The following is a 22,349-nucleotide window of genomic DNA, read 5'->3' as shown; positions in this document are numbered from 1 at the left end:
CAGGCGGAGGGCATTGGACGGGACCTGGCAAGGGAACGTCCAACAACCGACACGGCCCGCGGACAACCGGTTGTTGTGGGAGGAGCAGGGTGGACCTGGATCTGGGCGCGGTGCGGGCCTTCGTCGCCGTCGCCGACGAGCAGCACTTCGGCGCGGCCGCCGACCAGCTGGGGCTGACCCAGCAGGGCGTGTCCAAGCGGATCGCCAAGCTGGAGGCGGGCCTGGGCGCGGAACTGGTCAGCCGCGGCCGCACCGGCACCGGTCTGACCGAGGACGGCCGGGCCTTCCTGCCGCACGCCAGGGCGCTGCTCGCGCTGGCCGACCAGGCGGTCGGCTCGCTGCGCGCGCGGGACCGGCCGCTGCGGGTGGACGTGCTGGCCACCAGGGTCTGCCCGACCGAGCTGATCAGGTCCTTCCACGAGGCCAACCAGGACGCCAAGATCGACATCATCTCGTCGAAGGGGCTGCGCACGGTGCGCTCCGGGCTGCTCAGCGGCGCGATCGACGTGGGCTTCGCCAGGGTGTTCGGCCGCCTGGAACCGGGCATCGAGCACATCCCGGCCTACCTGGAGCCGCACCACCTGCTGGCCGGTCGCAAGCACCGGCTGGCCGGTCGGCGGCGGGTCCGGCCGGACGAGCTGGCCGACTCGATCGCCTGGATGCCGGGCAACGAACCGGGCAGCGAGTGGGCCGACCTCTACGCCGACTTCCGCCGCGACTTCGGGCTGACCATCAGCACCACGGGGCCGAACTTCGGCTTCGACCACATGCTGGACCAGATCGCCGCCTCCGAGGACCGGTTCACCTTCGGCGGGGAGAAGATGCGGGTGCCCTGGCATCCCGGCATCGCGCGCATCCCGCTGGTCGACCCGGTGCCGCTGTACCCGTGGTCGATGCTGTGGTTGCGCGGCAACCGGCATCCGTTGCTGCCCAGGCTGATCGAGCACATCCGGGCCGGGTACACCCCGTTCGACCCGGACCGGCAGTGGCTGCCTGCCGCGGACCGGCCGCTGTTCGCTTCATGAAGGCTTGCTCATCTGGGACTCATGCTGGCGCCAGGTCGCGCGGCAAAACTGGGTGCCATGACGAACCAACACCGTGCCAAGTTCCTGATCGCGACCGCCGGCGTGCTGGGGGTCCTGCTCAGCGGGTGCGCGGGCGGCGCGGGCGCCGCTCCGGGCGCCGCCGCGCCACTGCCGATCGGCAGCGTGACCCCGACCTCCGGTACCGCGCAGCCCGGCAACCAGCCGAACCAGCCCGCGCCGGTGTCCTTCCCCAGCACCGAGATCGACGCTGACGACCAGCGCGGCGACGGCACCAAGGTGTTGATCGAGGAGGCCGAGCTGCCCAAGGCCGGGCACGTGGCCATCTACGACCAGTCCGGGAAGCTGCTCGGCTCCGCGCCGGTGCCGCCCGGCGCGCACCGCGACCTCGCGGTCACCCTGAACCCGGCGCTGGGCCAGGGCAACCACTCGCTGCGCGCCGTGCTGACCACCGACGACGGTGACGGCAAGTTCGACGCCACCAAGGACGCGCCGGTCCGCGAGTTCGACGACGACCAGGACGGCGACGACGATCACGACGACGAGCTGGAGAACGACGGTTTCCGTTACACCGTCGGCTGATCCATCGCGGGATGAGGACGGGGCGCCCGAGCCGGGCGCCCCGTTCGCGTTTACCTGGTCTCGACCCGGCCGAGCTCGGCAGGCAGCTCCGCGCACGCGGTCGGCCAGGCGGGATCGCCCGGGTAGAGCGTGCTGCGCAGGTAGGCCCAGGTGAGCCGCTGGACCGCGGCCACCCGCTCCGGGTGCTCATCGGTGGTCTCGGCCACGTCGTAGCCGGAGATCCCGCCCAGCCCGTGCTCGGCGTCGACCAGGGTGAGCAGGGACTTCGGACCGGGGGAGAGGTGGTAGGGGTCGGCGTGCCAGTCCGGGCCCGCGACCGTCAGGTGCGCCGAGGCGTCCTTGTCCCCGGCGACCACCAGCGCGGGCGTGGTCATGGTGGAGAAGTCGGTGCCGGCCAGGAACGAGTAGTTCTCGGCCACGAACTCGGTGAGCGCGTCCCCGCCCCGGCCGACCGAGGCCAGCAGCACGCCCGCCTTGATCCGGGAGTCGGCCAGGTCGACCTCGACGCCGTTGTCCGGATCGGTGAGCCGCGCGCCCAGCAGCAGGCTCGCGGTGTGGCCGCCCATCGAGTGCCCGGCCACCGCGACCCGGTCCGGGTCCAGGCGTCCGCGCAGCTGCGGCACGGCGGCCTCGATCTCGGCCAAGCGGTCCAGGATGAGCGACATGTCCTCCGCCCTGGAGCGCCAGAACATCGGCGCGCCAAGGGTTTCCGGCGGCAGGCGCAGCGAGCGCGAGCTCAGGTGAGTGGGCTGGAAGACGGCGAAACCGTGCGCGGCCCAGTAGTGGGCGAGCGGGGCGTAGCCGTTGAGCGAGGACAGGTGGTGGGAGTGTCCCTGGCCGTGGGAGAGCAGGATGATCGGCAGGTTCTCGCCGGTGACGGGCACGGAGACGCGGAGCTGGAGGTCCACGGCACGGCCGGGCGCGGGCAGCGCCACGGGGCTGACCGAGAGCACAGCGGTCGGTTCACGCATGATGTGTTTTCCCTTGACTGGGCGGAGGGCCGAGCGCTCGGCTACGCTCAAACGGAGCGACGTTCCGGAACGATACGGAGCACTGTTCCGTTTTGTCAACGGGCTCGTGCGGAAGGAGAGCGTGTGTCCACAGCAGGCCAGCCCCGGAGCAAGCGGGCCGACGCGGTGCGCAACCAGCAGACCCTGCTGGCCGCGGCCGCCGCGGTGTTCGTCAGCTCCGGCGTGGACGCCCCGATCCGGGAGATCGCGGCCAAGGCCGGGGTCGGCATGGGCACCATCTACCGCCACTTCCCGACCAGGGCGGACCTGGTGGTGGCGGTCTACCGGCACCAGGTCGAAGCCTGCGCGGAGGCGGGCCCGGCGCTGCTGGCCGAGACCGGCTCACCGCTGGCGGCGCTGCGGAGGTGGGCCGAGCTGTTCGTGGACTTCCTGGTCACCAAGCACGGGCTGGCCAACGCGTTGCAGTCCGACAGCGGCGGGTTCGAGACCCTGCACGCCTACTTCCTGGACCGGCTGGTGCCGGTGTGCGCGCAGCTACTCGACGCCGCCGTCGAGGCAGGCGAGATCAGGCCCGGCACGCAGGCCTACGAGCTGATGCGCGGCATCGGCAACCTGTGCATCGGCCGGGACACCGACCCGCGCTACGACCCCCGCCGACTGGTGGAACTGCTGCTCAGAGGGCTGGAACCCTAGGCGCGCTTGTCCGCCTCTTCCTTCAGCCGGGCCGCCTCGCGACGCACCTCGGCCTGGGTGGCGCGCTCCTGCTGGAGCCACTCCGGGTTCTCCGTCTTCAGCGCCTCCACCTCGGCGGTGGTGAGCGCCTCGGTGATGCCGCCGCGGGCCAGGCCGCCGATGGAGATGCCCAGCTTGAGCGCGAGGATGGGCCGCGGGTGCGGGCCGTTGCGGCGCAGCTCGCGCAGCCACTCCGGTGGGTCGGTCTGCAGGGCGTTGAGCTCATCGCGCGAGACGACACCCTCCTGGAACTCAGCCGGGGTGGCCGGGAGGTACACGCCCAGCTTCTTCGCCGCGGTCGCGGGCTTCATCGTCTGGGAGGTCTTGCGCGGTGTCATGTGCCCAGGATATCGGCCGGTAATCTGCACACCGTGACTGGTTCGGACACCCCCTCGTCGTTCCGCCTCGGCTACGTCCCCGGCACGACCCCGGCCAAGTGGGTGCGAACCTGGCAGGAGCGCCTGCCCGAGGTGCCGCTGAGCCTGGTTCCGGTGCCCGCAGCCGGGGCCGCGGAGCTGCTGCGCGGTGACGGGGCGGACGCGGTGCTGCTGCGGCTGCCGGTGGACCGGGACGGGCTGCACGCCATCCCGCTCTACACCGAGACCACCGTGGTCGTGCTGCCCAAGGAGCACCCGTTCACCGAGGGCGAGGAGATCTCGTCCGTGCAGCTGGACGAGGCCATCGTGCTGCACCCGCTGGACGACACCCTGGCCTGGACCGCCCCGCCCGGCCATCCCGCGCGGGAGCGGCCGGAGACCACCGCGATGGCGGTCGAGTTGGTCGCCGCAGGGGTGGGGCTGCTGGTGGTGCCGCAGTCGCTGGCCCGGCTGCACCACCGCAAGGACCTCACCTTCCGGCCGCTGACCGGGGCCCCGGCCTCGCAGGTCGCGCTGGCCTGGCTGGAGGACGCCGGGACCGAGCTGACCGAGCAGTTCATCGGGATCGTGCGGGGCCGAACGGTCAACAGCACCCGCGGTGTGCCGCAGCCCCCGGCCCCGGCCAAGCAGAAGAAGCCCGCGCGGACCCAGGTCGTGCGGCGGGACACCAACCGCGGTGGTGGCCGGAACCGGAAACCTCGGCGCAGCAGGTAACACCTGTGGGCGAGAACACCAAACCTGGGGCAAACCACCAGGGCGTGGGTACGTTGGGCCGGGTGCGTACCCAGATCGGCCTGCTGCTGGCCCTGATGCTCGCGGTGGCCGCGGTGGCGACACTGGGCGCGACCGGCCAGGTGACCTTCGTCAACGACCCGATCACCGGCCAGCCACTGGCCCTGGTCGAAGGCATCCCCGGCCCGGAGAAGGGCCCGCCCTGCCAGCTGGACCAGCGCTACGTCGACGAGCAGCCCGAGGGCCTGCGCGAGGACGTGGCCGCGGCCTGGCAGCGGTTGCGGGACAAGGCCGCGGCGGCGAACGTGAAGCTGTGCGTGCAGGACGGCAAGCGCAGCGTCGGCCAGCAGGAGCGGGAGTTCGCCGACGCGGTACGCCGTTTCGGCACCAGGGAGCTGGCCGCCAAGTACGTGCTGCCGCCGGAGAAGTCCATGCACGTCAAGGGAATCGCGGTGGACATCCAGCCGATCGCCTCCGCGGTGTGGGTGGAGCGCAACGGCCGCGAGGTGGGCTGGTGCCGCCGGTATGCCAACGAGCAGTGGCACTTCGAGTACGACCCGGGCTACGTGACCGCGGGCTGCCCCGCCCTGCTGCCCAGCGCCACCGGCAGCTGACCGGGCTCAGCCCTTGATCAGCGGCGCGTCCCTGGACAGCTCCCGGAAACCGACGCCGTAGAACAGCCCGCGCGCCCTGGGATGTCCCGGCGCGCCCAGGCAGGCGACCGTCATGTGGTTGGCCCCCGCCGCCCGCGCCAGGTGCATCCCGTGCAGCAGCATCGCCCTGGCCAGCCCGAGCCGCCGGTAGCCAGGGTGCGTGCCGACCGGCTCGAACTCGGCGGTCCTGTTCACCTCGTCGAGCCACATGATCGTGGAGGCCGCCATCGTGCCGTCCGGCGCTTCCACCAGGACGTGCAGGTCGCCGCGATACGGCGGTGTGCGCAGCACGCCCTGGTAGCTCTCGGCGGTGTAGGTGGTGGGGGCCCAGGCGTCCACGTGGGCCTGGACCGCGGCTTCCTGGCCGGTTTCTTCGGCGGTGCGGAAGCGGAATCCTGGTGGCAGCACCGGCGTTTCGATCTCGGTGAGGTCGCGCTCGTTGAGCTGGGTCCAGTCACCGGTGTCACCGAGCGCGGCGGTGTCGGGCTGGTAGCCGTGCGCGGTCCACCGGGTCAGGGCGAACTCGTCGGCGGCGCTGGGCAGCACCGTGCGTTCGAGGCCCGCCGCCGTGCGGTCGTACCAGTCGATCACCTCATCGACCAGCTCGGCGTGCCCGGGATGGACCTGGTAGGCCAGGTAGGCCCCGGTGATGTCCCTGACCGAGCCGTCATTGCGCCTGACCTGGCGCGGCAGGTGCGCCCAGCCCCAGGCCACCAGCTCGCCGTCGGCGAACCACAGTCGACGCGGCCAGCTCGCGCCGTCGGCGGCGTGTCCCTTGCCCCAGTTCCAGGCCAGCTCACCGTAAGCGGCGTCGCTGTTCACCAGTTCGGGGCGGAGGGCGGTGACTCGCTGTGCCAGACCCTGCATGAGCCGCACGTCCCCGGCGGTCATCAGCTCCAGGTTCGCCATGGCGCGGCACTGTACGGGCTTAGACTGCCTCGTATGGGGGATTTTCAGAGCGCGACCGCGGTGGCCCGGCGGGCCGGCACGCAGGACTTCGACGTGGTGCTGGACCAGGGCTGGGGGCTGGAGGACATCCCCAACGGCGGCTACCTGCTCGCGGTGCTCAGCCGCGCGGCCACCGAGCTGGCCGGGGAAGCGCATCCGCACGTCACCGCGATCAGCGGTTCCTTCCTCCAGCGTGGCACGCCCGGACCCGCGGTGGTCAGCGCCGAGGTGCTGCGGGCAGGCCGCGGCGTGACCCAGGTGCGGGCCCGGCTCAGCCAGGACGGGCTGCCGAGGGTGGAGGCGCTGATCACCCTGGGACGGCTCAGTGACAGCGACCCGTTCTGGTCGGCTTCGAAGCCGCCGGTACTGCCGCCGCTGGCGGAGTGCCCGCGCTCGCCGGTGGTGGACCAGCGCGGCGGACTCCGGATCCACATCTTGGAGCAGGTCGAGCAGTACCTCGATCCGGCCGGTCTCGGCTTCCTGACCGGCAACCCCAGTGGCCGGGCCGAGCTGGCCGGGTGGCTGCGGCTGGCCGACGGCTCGGACTGGGACCCGCTGAGCCTGGTGCTCGCCCTGGACTGCCTGCCGCCGGTGACCTACGACCTCGGCGTGTACGGCTGGACGCCGACCGTGCAGCTGTCCGCCTACCTCCGCGCGCTGCCCGCGCCGGGACCGATCCGGCAGCGGGCCGCGGCGGCCGAGCTCGGCAACGGTCACGTCGATGTGACCGTTGCCGCCTGGGACAGCAAGGACCGGCTGGTCGCCCAGAGCACCCAGATCGCCTCGGTGCGGCTGCCCGGCTGAGCTACACCAGCTGCTCCTGCTCGACCAGCCCGGTCAGCGCCGAGGGCAGCGGGCCCTGGTGCAGCACGCCGAGCCGCTGGGTGGCGCGGGTGAGCGCCACGTACAGCTCGGCCGCGCCGCGCGGGCCGTCGTCGAGGATCCGGTCCGGGTCGACCACCAGCACGGCGTCGAACTCCAGGCCCTTGGTCTCCGAGGCGGGCACCGTGCCCGGCACCCCCGGCGGCCCGATCACCACGCTGGTGCCCTCCCGGTCCGCCTCCGCCCGCACGAACTCCTCGATGGCGGCGGCCAGCTCGTCCGCGGTGACCCGGCGGGACCACGGCCGCACGCCGCAGGACCGGACCGACTCCGGCGGCTGGACCTCCGGCGCGAACTGGGCCAGCACGGACGCCGCGACGGTCATGATCTCCGCGGGGGTGCGGTAGTTCACCGTCAGCGACCGGTAGACCCAGCGGCCCGGCACGTACCGGTCCAGCATCTCGCCCCAGGAGTTCGCCCCGGCGGGCGAGCGGCGCTGGGCGAGGTCGCCGACGATGGTGAACGAGCGGTTCGGGCAGCGCCGCATCAGGACCCGCCAGTCCATTTCGGATAGTTCCTGGGCCTCGTCGACGACCACGTGCCGGTAGGTCCAGTCCCGGTCCGCGGCCGCGCGTTCGGCCAGGGTGCGGGTGTCCCGCTCGACGAAGCGGTCCGCCAGGTCCTCGTTGAAGAGCATGTCGTGGGCGAAGAGGTGGTCCTCGTCGTCCATCGAGTCCTCGCGGCGCACCAGCATGTCCAGCACCTTGCCCGCGTACTCGGCCTCGGCCTTGCGCGCCCGCTCGGCGGCCTGCTCAGCCGCCAGGTCCGCGGCCTTGTCCCGGCCCAGCAGGTCCACCAGCTCGTCCAGCAGCGGCACGTCCGAGACGGTCCAGGCCGCGCCCTCGGCCCGCCACAGCGCCTGGTCCCCGCCCGCGGCGCGCAGCCGCTCCCGGGAGGACAGCAGCGAGGACAGCAGGGACTCCGGGGTGAGCAGCGGCCAGAGCTCCTGGAGGGCGGCGGTGAAGGTCTCGTTCGACAGCAGCTGCTTGGTCAGGTCCCGGCGCAGCTGCTCCCACTCCTTGCGGTTCTCCCTGGTCAGCCAGCCCTTGCCGATCCGGGTGATGGCGCGTTCGGTGAGCGCCCAGGTGATGATCTCGACGAACTTCACCCTGGCCTCGTTGTGCGGCTGCCCGGTCGCGCGCGCCTCGTCCCGCGCCCACTCGGCGACCCCGGCGTCGATCCGCATGGTGACGTCGTCCAGCTCGATGGTCACCGGCTCCTCGGGCAGCCGCTGCCGGTCCGTGATCGCCGCGCTCAGCACGTCGACGATCTTGAGGGAACCCTTGAGCCGGGCCACTTCCGGGCTGTCCTCGGCGGTGACGTGCAGGCCGGGCACCAGGCCGCCGGTGGTCATGAACACCGCGTCGGTCTCGCCGAGGGAGGGCAGCACCCGGCCGATGTGGTTGAGGAAGGCCGGGTTGGGGCCGATCACCAGCACGCCGTGGCGTTCCATCCGCTCGCGCTGGGTGTAGAGCAGGTAGGCGACCCGGTGCAGCGCCACCACGGTCTTGCCGGTGCCGGGACCGCCCTCGATCACCACCACGCCGGGGTGGTCCAGCCGGATGATCTCGTCCTGCTCGGCCTGGATGGTGGCCACGATGTCGCGCATGCCCTCGCCGCGCGGCGCGTTCACCGCGGCCAGCAGCGCCGCGTCCCCGCTCTGCGCGCCGTCCGGGCGGCCCAGCACCTCGTCGGTGAAGGAGAGCACCTCGCGGCCCCTGGTGTGGAACTGGCGCCGCCTGCGGATGTTCTCCGGGTTCGCGCCGGTGGCCGTGTAGAACGCGCGTGCCGCGGGGGCCCGCCAGTCCACCAGCACCGGGGTGTAGTCGTCGTCCTCGTCGAACAGTCCGATCCGGCCGATGTAGGCATGCTCGCCGGAGAGGCGGTCCAACCGGCCGAAGCAGAGCCCGTTGTCCGCCACGGACAGCCGCTTGACCTCCCTGGCCTGCGCGCGCACCTCGACATCCCGCTCCATCGGGGTGCCGCCGGTGCCGCCCAGCGCCGCGGTGTACCCGTCCTGTGCGCGCGTCCGCAGCTCGTCCAGCCGCTGGTAGAGACCGGCGACGTAGTCCCGCTCGGAGCGCAGTTCCTCGTCGTAACCCTGAATGGACAAATACCCCTCACAACTGCCGAACTGGACTTCGGTTGAACGGTTCACGCGTTGAGCAGCAGCGCCGCGGCCACGGTCGCCCCGTCGGTGCGGATCATGCCCGCCAGGGCGCGAGCCCTGGCGCTGGTCTCCTCGTTGAGGATCGAGCGCAGCGCGCCGGAGAGCGACTCGAAGGTCGGCACCGGACCGTCGTGCGCCGCGCCGACACCCAGCTCGGCGACCCGGCGGGCCCAGTACGGCTGGTCCCCGCGCTGCGGCACCACCACCTGCGGCACGCCGCTGCGGGCCGCCGTGGTCGTGGTGCCCGCGCCGCCGTGGTGCACCACCGCGGCCACCCGCCCGAACAGCGCCTGCTGGTTGACCTCGCCGACCACGAAGCAGTCTGCCAGGTCGTTCGCCGTGGTCAGATCGGCCCAGCCACTGCCGAGGACCACCCGGCGGCCCTGCGCGCGCACCGCGTCCACCACGACCCCGGCCAGCCGGTGCGCGAACGCCTCGTCCGGCGGCGCGCACACCCGCACCTCCGCGCCGAGTCCGCGCAACCGCGCCGCGAGCCCCACGAGCGGCTCCACGTCCCCGCGTGACCCGTACGTCGACACCAACACTCGCACAGAGCGACTCCATTTCCGCAGGTAACGGGCTTAGGGCGGTGATTGTGCGGCATCAGTGGGGCCTTGCCGCAAGACCCCCGGTGCGCTATAAGTTGAAGGTGGAAAGGAGCGGGCACGCTCCTTTTTGTGCGTTGAGGGGGACCATCGCGTCCCGGTTCCGCCGCCACTGCCATGATCACACCCACGGTTCCGCGAGCTCGGCACCACGCGTCCCGGGTCGCTCGCCCGTGCGTGCTCTGCGGCACCCTCGGACCGTAAACTTGATTCATTCCAGAAAATGCGCAAGACTGCGGCGGTGCCCACCACTTCGGACTTCGAGCGCATGTTGCGGGGAGTGTCACTGCGCGTGACGCGGCCCCGGCTGGCGGTGCTGTCCGCGGTGCACGAGCACCCGCACGCCGACACGGACTCGATCCTCGGTGTCGTGCGGGCCGACCTCGGGGCGGTGTCCCACCAGGCCGTGTACGACGTGCTGCGCGCGCTCACCACGGCCGGACTGCTGCGGCGGATCGAACCGCCGGGGCTGGTGGCCCGCTACGAGGCGCGCGTGGGGGACAACCACCACCACCTCGTGTGCCGGTCCTGTGGCGCGATCGTCGACGTGGACTGCGCCGTCGGCGAGGCGCCCTGCCTGACCGCCGCCGAGGACCACGGTTTCGCCATCGACGAGGCCGAGGTCATCTACTGGGGCGTGTGCCCCGACTGTTCCACCACCAGTTCCTGAGCACCGCTTGAGATTTCGGAAGGATTCCCGTGGCTGACAGCCCAGACGCCGTTGTTGGAGACATGAACGTGGAGGAGGCCGGCGGGTGCCCCGTCGCCCACGGCCGCTTCAGCCATCCGACCGAGGGTGGCAGCAACCGTGACTGGTGGCCGAACCAGCTCAACCTGAGCATCCTGCGCAAGCACTCGCCGGTGGCCAACCCGATGGGCGCGGACTTCGACTACGCCGCGGAGTTCCAGACCGTCGACCTGGACGCACTGGCCAGGGACGTCGACGAGGTGCTGACCAGCTCCAAGGAGTGGTGGCCCGCCGACTTCGGGCACTACGGCCCGTTCATGATCCGGATGGCCTGGCACAGCGCGGGCACCTACCGCGTGCAGGACGGCCGCGGTGGCGCGGGCGCCGGCATGCAGCGCTTCGCCCCGCTGAACAGCTGGCCGGACAACGGCAACCTGGACAAGGCGCGCCGTCTGCTGTGGCCGGTGAAGAAGAAGTGGGGCCGCAAGATCTCCTGGGCGGACCTGATGATCTTCACGGGCAACCGCGCCCTGGAGACCATGGGCCTGAAGACCTTCGGCTTCGCCGGTGGCCGCGCGGACGTGTGGGAGCCGGACCAGGACGTGTACTGGGGCCCGGAGCGCACCTGGCTGGGCGACGAGCGCTACACCGGTGACCGCGAGCTGGAGAACCCCCTGGCCGCGGTGCAGATGGGCCTGATCTACGTCAACCCGGAGGGCCCCAACGGCAACCCGGACCCGCTGGCCGCCGCGCGCGACATCCGCGACACCTTCGGCCGGATGGCGATGAACGACGAGGAGACCGTCGCGCTCATCGCCGGTGGCCACACCTTCGGCAAGACCCACGGCGCGGCCGACCCGAACAAGTACGTCGGCCCCGAGCCCGAGGGCGCCTCGATCGAGGAGCAGGGCCTGGGCTGGAAGAACAGCTTCGGCAGCGGCAAGGGCCGGGACGCGATCACCAGTGGCCTGGAGGTCACCTGGACCTCGACCCCGACCCAGTGGAGCAACGGCTTCTTCCAGAACCTGTTCGGCTTCGAGTGGGAGCTGACCAAGAGCCCGGCAGGCGCCTGGCAGTGGCAGCCCAAGGACGGCGCGGGCGCCAACACCGTGCCCGACCCCGAGGACGGCTCGCTGTCCCGGCCGCCGACCATGCTCACCACCGACCTGGCGCTGCGCTTCGACCCGATCTACGAGCCGATCTCCCGGCGCTTCCTGGAGCACCCGGAGGAGTTCGCGGACGCCTTCGCCCGCGCCTGGTTCAAGCTGACCCACCGCGACATGGGCCCGCTGCAGCGCTACCTCGGCCCGCTGGTGCCGCAGGAGAAGCTGCTCTGGCAGGACATCATCCCCGAGGTCAGCCACCAGCTGATCGAGGCGGCCGACGTGGCCAACCTCAAGGGCCAGATCCTGGCCTCCGAGCTGACCATCGCCGAGCTGGTCTCCACCGCGTGGGCCTCGGCCTCCACCTTCCGCATCAGCGACAAGCGGGGCGGCGCGAACGGCGCCCGCATCCGCCTGGAGCCGCAGCGGTCCTGGGAGGTCAACGAGCCGGACACGCTGGCCAGGGTGCTGCGCGTGCTGGAGGGCATCCAGCTGGCGTTCAACAGCGCGCAGGTCGGCGGCAAGCAGGTCTCGATGGCCGACCTGATCGTGCTCGGCGGCTGCGCGGCGGTGGAGAAGGCCGCCCGCGACGCCGGTTTCCAGCTGGAGGTGCCCTTCACCCCCGGCCGCGCCGACGCCACCCAGGAGCAGACGGACGTGGAGTCCTTCGCCGCCCTGGAGCCGACCGTGGACGGGTTCCGCAACTACCGCGGCAAGGGCCACCGCCTGCCCACCGAGTACCTGCTGATCGACCGGGCGAACCTGCTCGACCTCAGCGCGCCCGAGCTGACCGTGCTCATCGGCGGCCTGCGCGTGCTGGGCGCCAACTACCAGAAGTCCCAGCTGGGTGTGCTCACCACGACCCCCGGCACGCTGACCAACGACTTCTTCGTGAACCTGCTCGACATGGAGACCGAGTGGAAGTCGGCCTCGGAGGACCAGGAGACCTTCGAGGGCCGCGACCGCACCACCGGCGAGCTGCGCTGGACCGGTAGCCGCGCCGACCTGGTGTTCGGCTCGAACTCCGAGCTGCGCGCGGTCGCCGAGGTCTACGCCAGCGACGACGCGAAGGAGAAGTTCGTCCGCGACTTCGTCGCCGCGTGGGACAAGGTGATGAACGCGGACCGGTACGACCTGGTCTGAGTTTGCCAGGCGGGGTCCGGGTCGCTGGTTGACCCGGGCCCCGCTGGGCAGGCCGGGATTGTCGGGGTGCGCTCATAGGGTCCCCGACATGACGATGCAGCCGGTCCACGACCCACGTCCGCTGTTCGCCCGGTCACTGGACCAGATCGGGAAACTGATCGCGGCGGTGCGCCCCGACGAGCTGGGCAACCGCACCCCCTGCGCCGACTACGACGTTCGCGCGCTGCTCGGGCATGTGGTCGGGGTGCTGCACAAGCTTGCCCGCGTGGGCGCCGGGGCCGGCGCGCACGAGGTCCCCGACGTGATCGACGGCATCGACGATGACGGCTGGGCCGGTGCTTTCACCCAGGCCCGCGGCGCGGTCGAGCGGGTGTGGGCCGAGGAGGCGGTGCTCGACCGCCTGGTCACCCTGCCCTGGGCCACGCTGCCCGGCCGGGTCGCGCTGGATGCCTACACCCACGAGTTCACCGCCCATTCCTGGGACCTCGCGCACGCCACCGGCCGTCTCGCCGAGCTCGATCCCGGCCTTGCCGCGCAGGCACTCGAAGCGTTCCCGAAGTTCGCGCCGCCGGAAGAACGCAGCGGCCAGGGTCCGTTCGGGCCTGCCGTGCCAGTGCCCGGCGATGCCGACGTCTACACCCGCCTCGCCGCCTACCTGGGCCGTCGGCCGTAGTGACCGGGGTGGCAGGCTGGTCGCCCGCCACCCCGGTCCATCCGTCAGCGGGCCAGGTCCGCGGTCAGGCCGTAGGTGCGGCCGCCGAAGGTCACCCGCCAGTTGCCCGGGGTCGCTATCGGCAGGAAGTAGCGCACCTGGAGCTCCAGCGTGCGGCCCGGTGGGATGGTCCGACCGGCCGGCAGGGTGAACGAGGCGTGCTGGAAGTCGCCCTTCAACCCGCCGATGTTCGGGCCGGTGTGGCCCTTGCGGGTCACGGTCAGGCCGAAGCCGGACTGGTCGTTCATGCTGCCGGGGGCGCTGGTGCCGTAGTCGAACTCCACCTTCGCCCCGGCCGGGATGGTGGTGGTCGACCGGTTGGTCAGGCGCACCCTCGGTGTGATCGGGTAGTTGGCGTCGCCCAGGGCGAAACCGGTCAGCTCCACGCCCACGTCCAGCACGTCGGCCGGGCGGGGCGCGGCGGACTTGGTGTTGCCGTAGGGGGCCGCGCCGCGCAGGCCGTCGTTGATCGTGGTGATCAGGTCCTGGCCCATCCGGTACTGCCCGGTCTTGGCGTCCCAGGCCGAGTCACCGGCCAGCTCCCAGATCATCAGGCCGCCGATGCCCTTGTCCGCCACGTACTTCGCCTTGGCCGCCAGGGACTGTTCGTCCTCTGTGGACAGGAACACCTTCTTCTGCTCGTTCCACAGCCACGGGGAGACCAGGGTGCTGTCGTAGTTGCCGGCGTAGGTGCCGGTGAGCTGGTTCTTCGGGTCCTTGGGGTCGAGTCCGTAAGCCTCCAGGTAGTCGGGGGTGATGCCCTCCTCCAGGTTTTTGGCGTGCCACATGGGGTTCACGCCGGAGGGGACCTCGTCACCGGCGGCGGTCTCGTCGTGCCACAGGTTGTCGATGCCGACCGCGCCGTTGCCGCAGGGCACCTTCGAGCCGACGCTGGATCCGGTGCCGGGCGGGCACTTCGTCTGGTCGGGCAGCGGCGCGGTGCCCCACAAACCGTTGGTGCCACCGGAAACGCCCTGCCAGCCCCTGGTGTAGAAGGGCACGCCCAGGTTGATCCGGCCGGCCGGCATGGCGCCGCGGAAGTAGTGGTAGGCCCAGTCGGTGTTGAGGTGTCCGATGCCCTCGTACTGCGGGGTCGTGTAGACCTCCCAGAACTTCAGCTCCGCGTCCTTGCCGTCGTCGAAGAGCGCGGCGTTCGGCCCGGCGTACTGGTTCCAGGAGCCGTGCAGGTCGTAGGTCATCAGGTTGGCGAAGTCCAGGTGCTGGGTCACCTGGTAGGTCTCCGCGCCGCGCAGCAGCCAGCCGGAGGCCGACACCGCGGCGGTGAGCAGGTAGTGCTTGCCATCGGCCGCGCTGGCGGTGTCCAGCTTCTCCCGCACCGTCTTCATCAGCGCGACGTAGCCCTTCATCAGCTCGCCGCGCCGGGCGTTGGAGATCCAGTAGTCGTCCGGGTTGCCCGCGAACGGCGCCGAGGTGGCGTACTCGTAGTCGATGTCCGCCCCGTCGAAACCGTACGTGCGCAGGAAGGTCACCACCGAGTCGGCGAAGGTGTCGATCGCCGCCTGGGTCTGGGTCAGCTTGTAGAAGCCGCCGGTGGCGTCCCGGGTGCCGTCCGGGCGCAGGATGCCGCCGGACTCCGCCCAGCCGCCCACCGAGATCATCGTGCGCACCGAGGGGTACTGCTTCTTGTGCTTGCTGAGCTGGTTGAAATGTCCCTTGTACGGCAGCGAGGGATCCATCTCCGCGCCCGGCACGCCCGGCCATTCCATGCCGGTGTGCGGGTTGTCCGGGCCGTCCGGGCCGACCGAGATCCGGTTGTCCGTGCCGACGTGGGCGAAGGCGTGGTTGATGTGGGTCACCTTGTCCCACGGGATGTTGTGCGCCAGGTAGGACGGCGCGCCGTTGCGGCCGGTGCGCCAGCTGGTGAAGTAGCCGATCACGCGCCGGGCGTGCGCGCCCATCTTCTCCCGGCCCTGCGCGTCGTAGACCGTGCAGTAGGGCACGGTGACGCCCGGTTTCTGGTACAGGCCATCAGGACGGCAGTCCTCGGCCGTGGTGCCGGGCTGGGCGGCGGCGACGGGTGCGACGGCCGCGGCCGCGAGCAGGGTGAGCGCCGCCGCCAGCGCGCCCCAGCCCCTCATCGCCTGCCCCCGGTAAGGCCCTCGCGCATCGCGCGGGAGAGCGTGCCGTCGTCCTCGGCCAGGTTCCAGGCGAACGCGCCGCCCAGGCCCTGTTCCTTGATGTAGGCGGTCTTGCGGGCGATGGTGGTCTCGTCGTCGAAGGACCAGAAGTCGGTGCCGTCGTAGCCCCAGGTGGCGATCGCGGTGTCGTCGTGGAAGATCTGCGACGGGTCCAATGTGGACTTCAGGTTGCGGTAGCCGCGCACCCCCGGTTCCTCGGGGAAGTCGCCGGTCGCCGGTCCCTGCGCGGACTGGTACAGGCCGTTGGCCCCGCCGTCCTCGACACCGGTCCAGCCCCTGCCGTAGAAGGGAATGCCGATGAGGATCTTGCTCGCCGGGACCCCGGCGTCCCGATAGATTTTGACCGCCTGCTCGACGCTGAACCGGCTCGCCGGCGGGTTCGGGTCCTTGGGGTCCTGGTGGATGTTGGCCTGGTGGCCGGTCCGGTTCGGTTCCCAGGACGAGCCGTGGAAGTCGTAGCCTTGCAGGTTGGCGAAGTCCAGGTAGTTGAAGATCTGCTCCAGCTCCAGGCCGCGGTCGATCTTGGCCGGGTCGGAGGCGGTGAACGCGGTCAGCAGCATGCCCTTGCGCACCGCGTCCAGCTGGGTGCGGAACTCCTTGAGCAGCAAGGTGAAGTTCTGCTTGTCGTTGGGATCGACGTGGTTGACCTCGAGCCCGCCGCCGCCCGGGTACTCCCAGTCCAGGTCGAAGCCGTCGAAGATGCCGGCCCCGGTGCCCGTGCCACCGGCGGGTTTGCCGGTGCCCCAGTCGTCGCGGACCGGCAGGTTGCCGCGGATGTAGAGGTCGACGCAGGAGCGGACGAACTTCTTGCGCGCGGCGTCGGTCTTGGCCACGTCGGCGAAGAACTTGGAGAAGGACCAGCCGCCGATGGACATCAGCACCTTCATGCCGGGGTGCTTGGCCTTGAGCTTCTTGAGCTGGTTGAAGTTGCCGCGCAGCTTGGCCGAGGGGTTGTCGGCCACGCCGTCCACCGACTGCTCGGCGGTGATCACCCGCTGGTAGTTGGCGTGCGCGTCACCCGCGTTGTCCTTCGGGTAGTCCGGATCGGTGGGGTTGCCCACCGAGGCGGTGTTCTCGAAGCAGGTGAGGTTGGTCGCGTGGATGTTGGCGAAGGCGTAGTTGAGCACGGTCAGCCCGTCGGCCGAGCCGTTCTTCTCGATGTGACCGAGGTGGACGTTGCGGCCGTACACCGCCCACTGCGGGTAGTAGTTGACGACGTGCGGCGCGGCCGCCGGGGCAGGGGGCGGGGCGGCTGAGGCGGGTGCGGTGAGACCGGCCAGGGCCAGTCCGCCCGCGGCCGAGGCGGCCAGGAACCGCCGGAAGGCAGGGGATCGCATGCAGTCTCCTAGAGGGAGGCCGAGTGGTCTGAACCATTACTGGCTCCCACGATCAACCCTGGAGACCCCGGCAGGCTATGTCACTTCCCCATCCACCGGTCTAATGCGCCCTCCGGGTGACCGGCGCAGCGCGGCGACCAGCTGGGCGCGTGAGCGGACGCCGACCTTGCGGTAGATCCGGGTGAGCCTGCCCTCGACCGTCTTGACGCTGAGGAACAGCCGGGTGGCCGCCTCCCGGTTGCCCAGGCCCTCGGCCACCAGCGCGGCCAGCTCGGCCTCGGCCGCGGTCAGCCCGCGCACGGCGGGCCGGACCGCGGCCGGGGTGCCCAGGCGGTCCAGCTCGGCGGCGGCCAGCGCGGCCCACGGCCTGGCTCCGCGCTGCTGGAAGGCGGTCAGCGCGGCGCGCACCGCCGACCGGGCGGCCGGGCCCCGGCGGCGGCTGCGTTCCAGCCTGCCCAGCGCCAGCAGGGTGCGGCCGTGCTCGATCGGCAGGCCCAGTCCGGCGAAGCGCTCGCCCGCGCCGGTGAGCAGCCCGGCCGCGCCGTCCAGGTCGCGCCGCGCGATGCGCACCAGGGCCTCGGCCCGGTCCAGCGCGGCCAGCACGCCTGGCCGGTCCAGGGCGAGGGCCTGGTGCCGGGTGCGTTCGACCAGGGTGGCGGCCGCGGCCGGGTCACCCGAGCCGACCAGAGCTTCGGCCAGTTCGCCGTGCCAGCGCAGCACGGACGGGTCGGCGATCTGCTGCGCGGTCTCCAGCACGCGCACCCGCTCCAGCGCGGCCACCGCCCGCGCGGCCTCGCCGGTGGCCAGCTCGACCGTGCCGAGCACGAGCAGGCTGCGCGGCAGGAACACCACGTCACCCTCCTCCTCGGCGGCCGCCGCGCCGAGGCGGGCCAGTCGGGCCGCTCTGGCGAACTCGCCGCCCGCGGACTCGGCGACGGCCATGGCGTACCAGGACAGTCCGGGGGCCGCGCCCGCCTCGCTGAGCACCCCGGCGAGCCGCCGCGCGTGCTCGATGGCGGCCCGGCAGTGCCCGGCGCGGGCCTCCAGCTCGACCAGGCAGCGCAGCACCTCGGCCAGCTGGGTGGTCGCGCCGGAGTGCGCCACCGGATGTTGTAGCAGCGCGAGAAGTTCTTCCCGGGCGGCGTCCAGGCGGTCGTCGAAGAAGGCGTGCCGGGCGGCCAGGAACCGCGCGGACACCGCGGGCGCGCACTCCAGGGCCCTGGCCAGGGTTCGTTCGGCGGCCGGGTCGCCGAGTCCACGCTGCATTCTCGCCCGCATCAGCAGGGCCAGTTCCAGGGTGCGCGCCGGTCCGCGGCCGGTGGCCAGCGCGGCGGCCAGCCCGGCCTCCTCGGCGGCGCGGCGGGTGTCGCCGTCGGCGATGTGCGCCTTGATCGCGGTGCGCAGGTGCACCTCGGCCAGCAGCTCCGGATCGTCGCCCGCCTCCTCGCGGGCCTTGGCCAGCACCTCCTCGGTGCCGCGCAACCGCTGGCAGGCCGCGTCCAGCAGGGCCAGCCGCACCCGCACCCGGTCGGCGGGCCGGTGCGCCAGCGGCAGCACCCGGTGCGCGGCTTCCCTGGCCAGGTCGGACCGGCCGGCCGCGCCCGCGTCGATGGCCGCCGCGAGCAGGCAGGCCACCAGTTCGGCGTGCTCGCCAGGGGGCAGCCTGCGGGCGGCGAGCAGGCCCAGTTCGGCCGCGAAGGCATGCGCGCCACGGGTTCTGGACTCCTCGGCGGCCGCGCGCAACCGCCGCGCCAGCGCCCGGTCGGGCTCCTGGTGCGCGTGCGCCTGGTGCCAGACCGCGGCCACCGGATCGTCCACCGCGTCGGCCAGCCGGGCGTGCGCCCGCGCCCTGGCATCCGGTCCGGCGTCGGCGGCCAGCACCAGCGGGATCGCCGCGGCGGTGAACCGGATCTCCTCGTGCCGCACCCGCAGCAACCGCGCCGCCTCCGCGGTGGCCAGCTCCTCGGCGGCCAGGCCGGGGCGGACCCGGTTGAGCACGGTCACCGTCGGGTCCCGGCACAGCGCGGCCAGCACCAGGCAGCGCCGCACCGGATCACTGATCTCGTTGAGCCACAACCGGATCAGCTCGCGCGCGCCGGGGGAGGGGGACAGCGGTTCCGGGGGCAGCGCGGCCCGGCCACCGGCCAGCAGCGCGCGGGTGAGCTCCACCGCCAGCGCCGGGTTGCCGCCGCTGTGCGCGAGCACCTGGCCGGTCCACCGGTGCGGCAGGCCGAGGCCGGTGACCAGGTCCACCAGCGCGTCCGGGGTCAGCGCGGGCATCGGCACCGGCCAGCTCTCCTGGCACAGCTCGTGCCCGGCCACCGAGGCGGTGGCCCTGCGCTCGGTGGTGAGCAGCCGCAGACCGGGCGAGCGCACCGCCCGCAGCGCGCCGCGCAGGGCGTCCCGGCTGTCCGGGTCCAGCCACTGCACGCCGTCGAGCACCACCAGCACCCCGTCCCGCGCGGCCAGGGCGTCCAGAAGTTCAGCCAGGGCAAGGCGCACCGCCAGGGGGTCCGTTCCCCTGGCGGGCGCCGGGCCGCGGCGCACCAGCGCCGACAGCACCTCCCTGCGGTCCCCGGTGACCATCGCCAGCGACGGCGGAGCCAGCGAGGCGAGGAGCTCCGCCAGTCCACTGTGGACGATCGCCGGGTCTTCGGCGCAGGGGCTGGAGCGCATCACCAGTGCGCCGCCCCTGGCCGCCGCGGCGGCCACCCCGTGGGCCACCGCGGTCTTGCCGGAGCCCGCCGGTCCGAACAGCGCCACCCGGCCGTGCCGGTGCAGCGCCGCGAGTAGGTCCGGCAAGGGCTCCGTTCCGCTCACCCCGCTTTCCGGCACGTGCCGACCGGAGGGAGGGCGGGGTGCGCCAGCGGGTGCTGGTCCCACCAGCGCGCGTACCCCGGACTGGCCGCCACCAGTTCCAGGTAGGCGCGACCCAGCTCGGCGCGAAGTCGCCGGGCCGCGGCCAGGTGCGCGTGATCGCTGGCCAGCACCACCCGCTGCGCGAGCGGCGTGCCCCGAACCGGCTTGAGCACCACCCCCTCCCTCGGTTGGTCCACCGGGAAGAAACAGCCCAGCGCGCGACCGGCCGCCACCAGCGCCGCCGCCATCTCCCAGTTGCCACACCAGTACGTGACCCTCGGCGTGAACCCGGCCTCGGCGCACCGCTGCCGGAAGTAGGCAGGCCACGGTCCGCTGTCCGAGGGGTCGTCCACCCATTCGTGCCCGGCCAGCTCGGCCAGCTCCAGCTCGGCGCGCGCGGCCAGCGGACCGTCCGCGGCCACCCCGATGTAGACCGGTTCGCACTCGATGAGCACCTGCCGGACCGCCCGCGACGCGGCCGGGGGCAACTCGGGTTCCAGGTACAGCGCGAGGTCCAGCGCCCCGGAGTCCAGCAGCGCGGTGAGCGTGCCGCAGCCGGGATCCACCCGCAGCAGCACCCTGGCGAAGGGCAGCACCGAACCCAGCCGCCCGGCCACCCGCCCGGTCAGCGGGCAGGCCTGCAAGCCGATCCGCAGCACCGGCGAGTCCGGCCGCTCGCGCGGGGGAGCCAGCACCAGGTCGAGGTCGTCGAGCCCGGCCAGGATCGCCCTGGCCCTGGTGGCGACCTCCGCGCCGACGGGAGTCAGCGTGACGCCGCCGGGGGTGCGCACGAACAGCTGGGTGCCGAGGTGGCTTTCCACCCGGCGCAGCATGGTGCTCACCGCGGGCTGGGTCAGGTCGAGCTGGATGGCGGCCTTGCTGATGCTCCGGGCCGAGGCGATGGCGTCGATCATCCGGAGGTGTTGAGGCCCCAGGTCCACCGCTCCTCCTGACCCCGTTTTCCGCTTCCGCCCAGGCTAACGACGGGGGAGTGGGCGGGGTAACGAGGGAAAACCCTTGCTCGCGGCAGACTTGAGCCCGCTGAGTAGATGTGCGGATGTCCCGGCTGCCGCCCGCTGTGCGAATGTCTCCGCGTGTCCGAGATCATCGAGCCTGAACCCCGGCGACCGCTGTCCAGGGTGCTCGGGCAGCTGGCCACCGCCGGGTTCTTCGGCGCGGTGATCATGCCGTTCGGCCTCTTCGCCGTCCTCGCGGCGCTCTTCGGCGGCGGCCTGCCCGCGCTGGGGATGACCGTGGCGGCGGCGCTGGCCGGGTTCGCGCTCCTGTACGGCGCGGCCGCACTGGCGCCGGGGGAGTCCTGGCTCGGCGGCAGCCGGGTCGGCCGGTGCTGCTGGGCGGTCCTGGTGGGCGGGTTCGGCGGGCTCGGGTGGTGGCTGGGCTGGGCGATCACCAACGAGCTGGGGCTGGCGGTCAGCCGCCCGCCGCTGGGGCTGCTCGCGGGCGCGGTGCCGTTCGTGTTGGTGGCCGGGCTGTTGCTGCGCCGGTGGTACCTGGCCGTGGGCTCGCTCGCGATCACGGTGGCGCTGGGCGGCTGGCTGCTCGCCGGACTGGCCGCGCTGCCGCCGGACCCGGCCGAGGTCAGCCGCAGGCTCGCCGCGACCAGCGTCGACCGCACCCAGCTCTTCGCCACCGAACTGCCCGGCTACCGCATCCGGCGAGATTCAGACCGCTGGCGCCTGGCACCGGACGGCGAACCGCGCGGTGCCAAGGATATCGAGGTCAGCGTGATGCCGCCGGGACCAGCCACCGAGGCGTGCGCGGCCAGCCTGGAGTGCGCCGAGGACGCCGCCGGCCTGCGCTACCAGCGCACCGCGGGGCAGCACGGCTACGTGCACCAGCGGGAGCGGCTGGCGGTGCGGGTGCTCGGCGGCCTTGGCGTGGACCGGAAACTGCTCCGCGAGGCCGCCCTGGCCGCCCGCCCGGCCACCGACGCGGAGCTGCTGGACATCCTGCCGCCCGACCAGCGGCACCAGCCCTCCCCGCTGGACCGGCTGCGGCAGTTCGCCAGGTCGCTGGCCGGATAAGCTGTCCCGGTGCTCGTCGCCGTCCTCGCCGACACCCACGCCCCGCGCCGCTGGCAGGGCTGCCCGCCCGCGGTCGCCGAACACCTGCGCGCGGCCGAGCTGATCCTGCACGCCGGTGACGTGTGCACCGCGGAGGTGCTCGACGAGCTGTCCGCCTTCGCCCCGGTGCACGCGGTGCTGGGCAACAACGACGGCCCGGACGTGGCCGCCTGGGGCGCGCCGGAGACCCTGGAGCTGGACCTGGACGGCCTGCGGGTGGCGATGATCCACGACAGCGGCCAGGCCAAGGGCCGCACCGCGCGGATGCGCCGCCGCTTCCCCGAGGCCGACCTGGTCGTTTTCGGACATTCGCACATCCCGATGGACCTCACCGGCGACGGCGTCCGGATCTTCAACCCGGGCTCGCCCACCGACCGCCGCCGTCAGCCGCAGGGGACCATGGGCCTGCTGCGGATCGAGCGGGGCGAGCTGGCCGAAGCCAGGATCATCCCGGTGACCTAGCTGTACTGCCCAGCGAGGTTGCGAACGGTCCGACACGTGATCGGATGATCTTGGCATGAGGGAGGGCCTCCGGGTTCGGTGTGGATTGCGACATCTGCACCGGCTAG

General features: G+C 72.4%; 19 protein-coding genes and 1 pseudogene. 11 read left to right on the top strand and 9 right to left on the bottom strand.

The genetic code is table 11. The annotated features are described in order from the left end of the window. The first annotated feature begins 89 nt into the window (after positions 1-89). Both M8C13_RS01430 and M8C13_RS01425 read left to right on the top strand, forming a co-directional pair. Entirely contained in the window at positions 90-1,025 is a 936-nt protein-coding gene (locus M8C13_RS01430; RefSeq protein ID WP_252478561.1) for a LysR family transcriptional regulator, read from the top strand. A 57-nt stretch (positions 1,026-1,082) separates the two neighbouring features. After that, on the top strand, positions 1,083-1,625 hold the full coding sequence (locus tag M8C13_RS01425; RefSeq protein ID WP_252478560.1) for a hypothetical protein: 543 nt from the start codon (positions 1,083-1,085) through the stop codon (positions 1,623-1,625). 50 nt (positions 1,626-1,675) lie between these two features. On the opposite strand, the gene M8C13_RS01420 is transcribed toward M8C13_RS01425, so the two are convergent. Then, on the bottom strand, positions 1,676-2,596 hold the full coding sequence (locus M8C13_RS01420; RefSeq protein ID WP_252478559.1) for a chlorophyllase: 921 nt from the start codon (positions 2,594-2,596) through the stop codon (positions 1,676-1,678). Positions 2,597-2,719: 123 nt separating this feature from the next. On the opposite strand from M8C13_RS01420, the gene M8C13_RS01415 reads away from it, so the two are divergent. After that, the gene (locus tag M8C13_RS01415) at positions 2,720-3,289 is read left to right on the top strand and encodes a TetR/AcrR family transcriptional regulator (RefSeq protein ID WP_252478558.1); all 570 of its coding nucleotides are present in this window, start codon (positions 2,720-2,722) and stop codon (positions 3,287-3,289) included. Here M8C13_RS01415 and M8C13_RS01410 read toward each other — a convergent pair. Next, the gene (locus M8C13_RS01410; protein ID WP_252478557.1) at positions 3,286-3,666 is read right to left on the bottom strand and encodes a DUF5997 family protein; all 381 of its coding nucleotides are present in this window, start codon (positions 3,664-3,666) and stop codon (positions 3,286-3,288) included. The two genes, M8C13_RS01415 and M8C13_RS01410, sit on opposite strands and share 4 nt — an antisense overlap. Positions 3,667-3,699: 33 nt before the next feature. Between M8C13_RS01410 and M8C13_RS01405 the strand changes: the two genes are divergently transcribed. Beyond that, the gene (locus M8C13_RS01405) at positions 3,700-4,419 is read left to right on the top strand and encodes a LysR family substrate-binding domain-containing protein (RefSeq protein ID WP_252478556.1); all 720 of its coding nucleotides are present in this window, start codon (positions 3,700-3,702) and stop codon (positions 4,417-4,419) included. Between the two features lie 62 nt (positions 4,420-4,481). Then, complete coding sequence (locus M8C13_RS01400; RefSeq protein WP_252478555.1) at positions 4,482-5,051, top strand: D-alanyl-D-alanine carboxypeptidase family protein; 570 nt, start codon at positions 4,482-4,484, stop codon at positions 5,049-5,051. Between the two features lie 6 nt (positions 5,052-5,057). Here the strand turns inward: M8C13_RS01400 and M8C13_RS01395 are convergent, their stop codons facing one another. Beyond that, a complete protein-coding gene (locus tag M8C13_RS01395) occupies positions 5,058-5,999 on the bottom strand; it encodes a GNAT family N-acetyltransferase (protein WP_252478554.1) in 942 nt (313 codons plus the stop codon). 33 nt (positions 6,000-6,032) lie between these two features. On the opposite strand from M8C13_RS01395, the gene M8C13_RS01390 reads away from it, so the two are divergent. Then, positions 6,033-6,842, top strand: a complete 810-nt coding sequence (locus M8C13_RS01390; protein WP_252478553.1) for a thioesterase family protein — start codon at positions 6,033-6,035, stop codon at positions 6,840-6,842. Between the two features lies 1 nt (position 6,843). Here M8C13_RS01390 and helR read toward each other — a convergent pair whose 3' ends face one another. Together helR and M8C13_RS01380 are read right to left on the bottom strand one after the other, a co-directional pair. Next, positions 6,844-9,033, bottom strand: coding sequence for an RNA polymerase recycling motor ATPase HelR (gene helR, locus M8C13_RS01385; protein WP_252478552.1), 2,190 nt, complete (start codon positions 9,031-9,033; stop codon positions 6,844-6,846). A gap of 41 nt (positions 9,034-9,074) precedes the next feature. Beyond that, positions 9,075-9,494, bottom strand: a pseudogene (locus M8C13_RS01380) (glycosyltransferase); the annotation flags it as partial. Positions 9,495-9,918: 424 nt separating this feature from the next. On the opposite strand from M8C13_RS01380, the gene M8C13_RS01375 reads away from it, so the two are divergent. From M8C13_RS01375 to M8C13_RS01365, 3 genes are all read left to right on the top strand, one after another. Further along, positions 9,919-10,365 carry a Fur family transcriptional regulator gene (locus tag M8C13_RS01375; protein WP_256508392.1) on the top strand — a complete coding sequence of 149 codons (447 nt, stop codon included), beginning with the start codon at positions 9,919-9,921 and terminating at the stop codon, positions 10,363-10,365. Between the two features lie 62 nt (positions 10,366-10,427). Further along, positions 10,428-12,629, top strand: a complete 2,202-nt coding sequence (gene katG, locus M8C13_RS01370; RefSeq protein WP_256508391.1) for a catalase/peroxidase HPI — start codon at positions 10,428-10,430, stop codon at positions 12,627-12,629. A gap of 88 nt (positions 12,630-12,717) precedes the next feature. Further along, entirely contained in the window at positions 12,718-13,302 is a 585-nt protein-coding gene (locus tag M8C13_RS01365) for a TIGR03086 family metal-binding protein (protein ID WP_252478550.1), read from the top strand. A gap of 44 nt (positions 13,303-13,346) precedes the next feature. On the opposite strand, the gene M8C13_RS01360 is transcribed toward M8C13_RS01365, so the two are convergent. The 4 genes from M8C13_RS01360 to M8C13_RS01345 all read right to left on the bottom strand — a co-directional run bounded on the left by M8C13_RS01360 (position 13,347) and on the right by M8C13_RS01345 (position 20,637). Beyond that, the gene (locus tag M8C13_RS01360) at positions 13,347-15,440 is read right to left on the bottom strand and encodes a chitinase C-terminal domain-containing protein (protein ID WP_252478549.1); all 2,094 of its coding nucleotides are present in this window, start codon (positions 15,438-15,440) and stop codon (positions 13,347-13,349) included. Next, positions 15,437-16,837: a glycoside hydrolase family 18 protein gene (locus M8C13_RS01355; RefSeq protein ID WP_252478548.1), complete on the bottom strand. Its 1,401-nt coding sequence runs from the start codon at positions 16,835-16,837 to the stop codon at positions 15,437-15,439. Before M8C13_RS01355 ends, M8C13_RS01360 begins: the two co-directional genes overlap by 4 nt. Before the next feature lie 75 nt (positions 16,838-16,912). After that, a complete protein-coding gene (locus M8C13_RS01350; protein WP_252478547.1) occupies positions 16,913-19,657 on the bottom strand; it encodes an AAA family ATPase in 2,745 nt (914 codons plus the stop codon). Beyond that, positions 19,654-20,637: a LysR family transcriptional regulator gene (locus M8C13_RS01345; protein WP_252478546.1), complete on the bottom strand. Its 984-nt coding sequence runs from the start codon at positions 20,635-20,637 to the stop codon at positions 19,654-19,656. Before M8C13_RS01345 ends, M8C13_RS01350 begins: the two co-directional genes overlap by 4 nt. 153 nt (positions 20,638-20,790) lie before the next feature. On the opposite strand from M8C13_RS01345, the gene M8C13_RS01340 reads away from it, so the two are divergent. Then, positions 20,791-21,741, top strand: coding sequence for a hypothetical protein (locus tag M8C13_RS01340; protein WP_252478545.1), 951 nt, complete (start codon positions 20,791-20,793; stop codon positions 21,739-21,741). A gap of 9 nt (positions 21,742-21,750) precedes the next feature. Further along, positions 21,751-22,242, top strand: a complete 492-nt coding sequence (locus tag M8C13_RS01335; RefSeq protein ID WP_252478544.1) for a metallophosphoesterase family protein — start codon at positions 21,751-21,753, stop codon at positions 22,240-22,242. Positions 22,243-22,349: the final 107 nt, after the last annotated feature.

Origin of the sequence: Crossiella sp. SN42 (assembly GCF_023897065.1) — a bacterium.
GTDB lineage: Bacteria > Actinomycetota > Actinomycetes > Mycobacteriales > Pseudonocardiaceae > Crossiella.
This window is presented reverse-complemented; position numbering and strand designations above follow the sequence as displayed.

Excerpts from the sequence above, each read along its gene's own strand:
- M8C13_RS01425 (WP_252478560.1), top strand. The coding sequence starts at position 1,083 with ATGACGAACCAACACCGTGCCAAGTTCCTGATCGCGACCGCCGGCGTG.
- M8C13_RS01420 (WP_252478559.1), bottom strand. The coding sequence starts at position 2,596 with ATGCGTGAACCGACCGCTGTGCTCTCGGTCAGCCCCGTGGCGCTGCCC.
- M8C13_RS01410 (WP_252478557.1), bottom strand. The coding sequence starts at position 3,666 with ATGACACCGCGCAAGACCTCCCAGACGATGAAGCCCGCGACCGCGGCG.
- M8C13_RS01395 (WP_252478554.1), bottom strand. The coding sequence starts at position 5,999 with ATGGCGAACCTGGAGCTGATGACCGCCGGGGACGTGCGGCTCATGCAG.
- M8C13_RS01390 (WP_252478553.1), top strand. The coding sequence starts at position 6,033 with ATGGGGGATTTTCAGAGCGCGACCGCGGTGGCCCGGCGGGCCGGCACG.
- M8C13_RS01375 (WP_256508392.1), top strand. The coding sequence starts at position 9,919 with ATGCGCAAGACTGCGGCGGTGCCCACCACTTCGGACTTCGAGCGCATG.
- katG (WP_256508391.1), top strand. The coding sequence starts at position 10,428 with ATGAACGTGGAGGAGGCCGGCGGGTGCCCCGTCGCCCACGGCCGCTTC.
- M8C13_RS01365 (WP_252478550.1), top strand. The coding sequence starts at position 12,718 with ATGACGATGCAGCCGGTCCACGACCCACGTCCGCTGTTCGCCCGGTCA.
- M8C13_RS01360 (WP_252478549.1), bottom strand. The coding sequence starts at position 15,440 with ATGAGGGGCTGGGGCGCGCTGGCGGCGGCGCTCACCCTGCTCGCGGCC.
- M8C13_RS01355 (WP_252478548.1), bottom strand. The coding sequence starts at position 16,837 with ATGCGATCCCCTGCCTTCCGGCGGTTCCTGGCCGCCTCGGCCGCGGGC.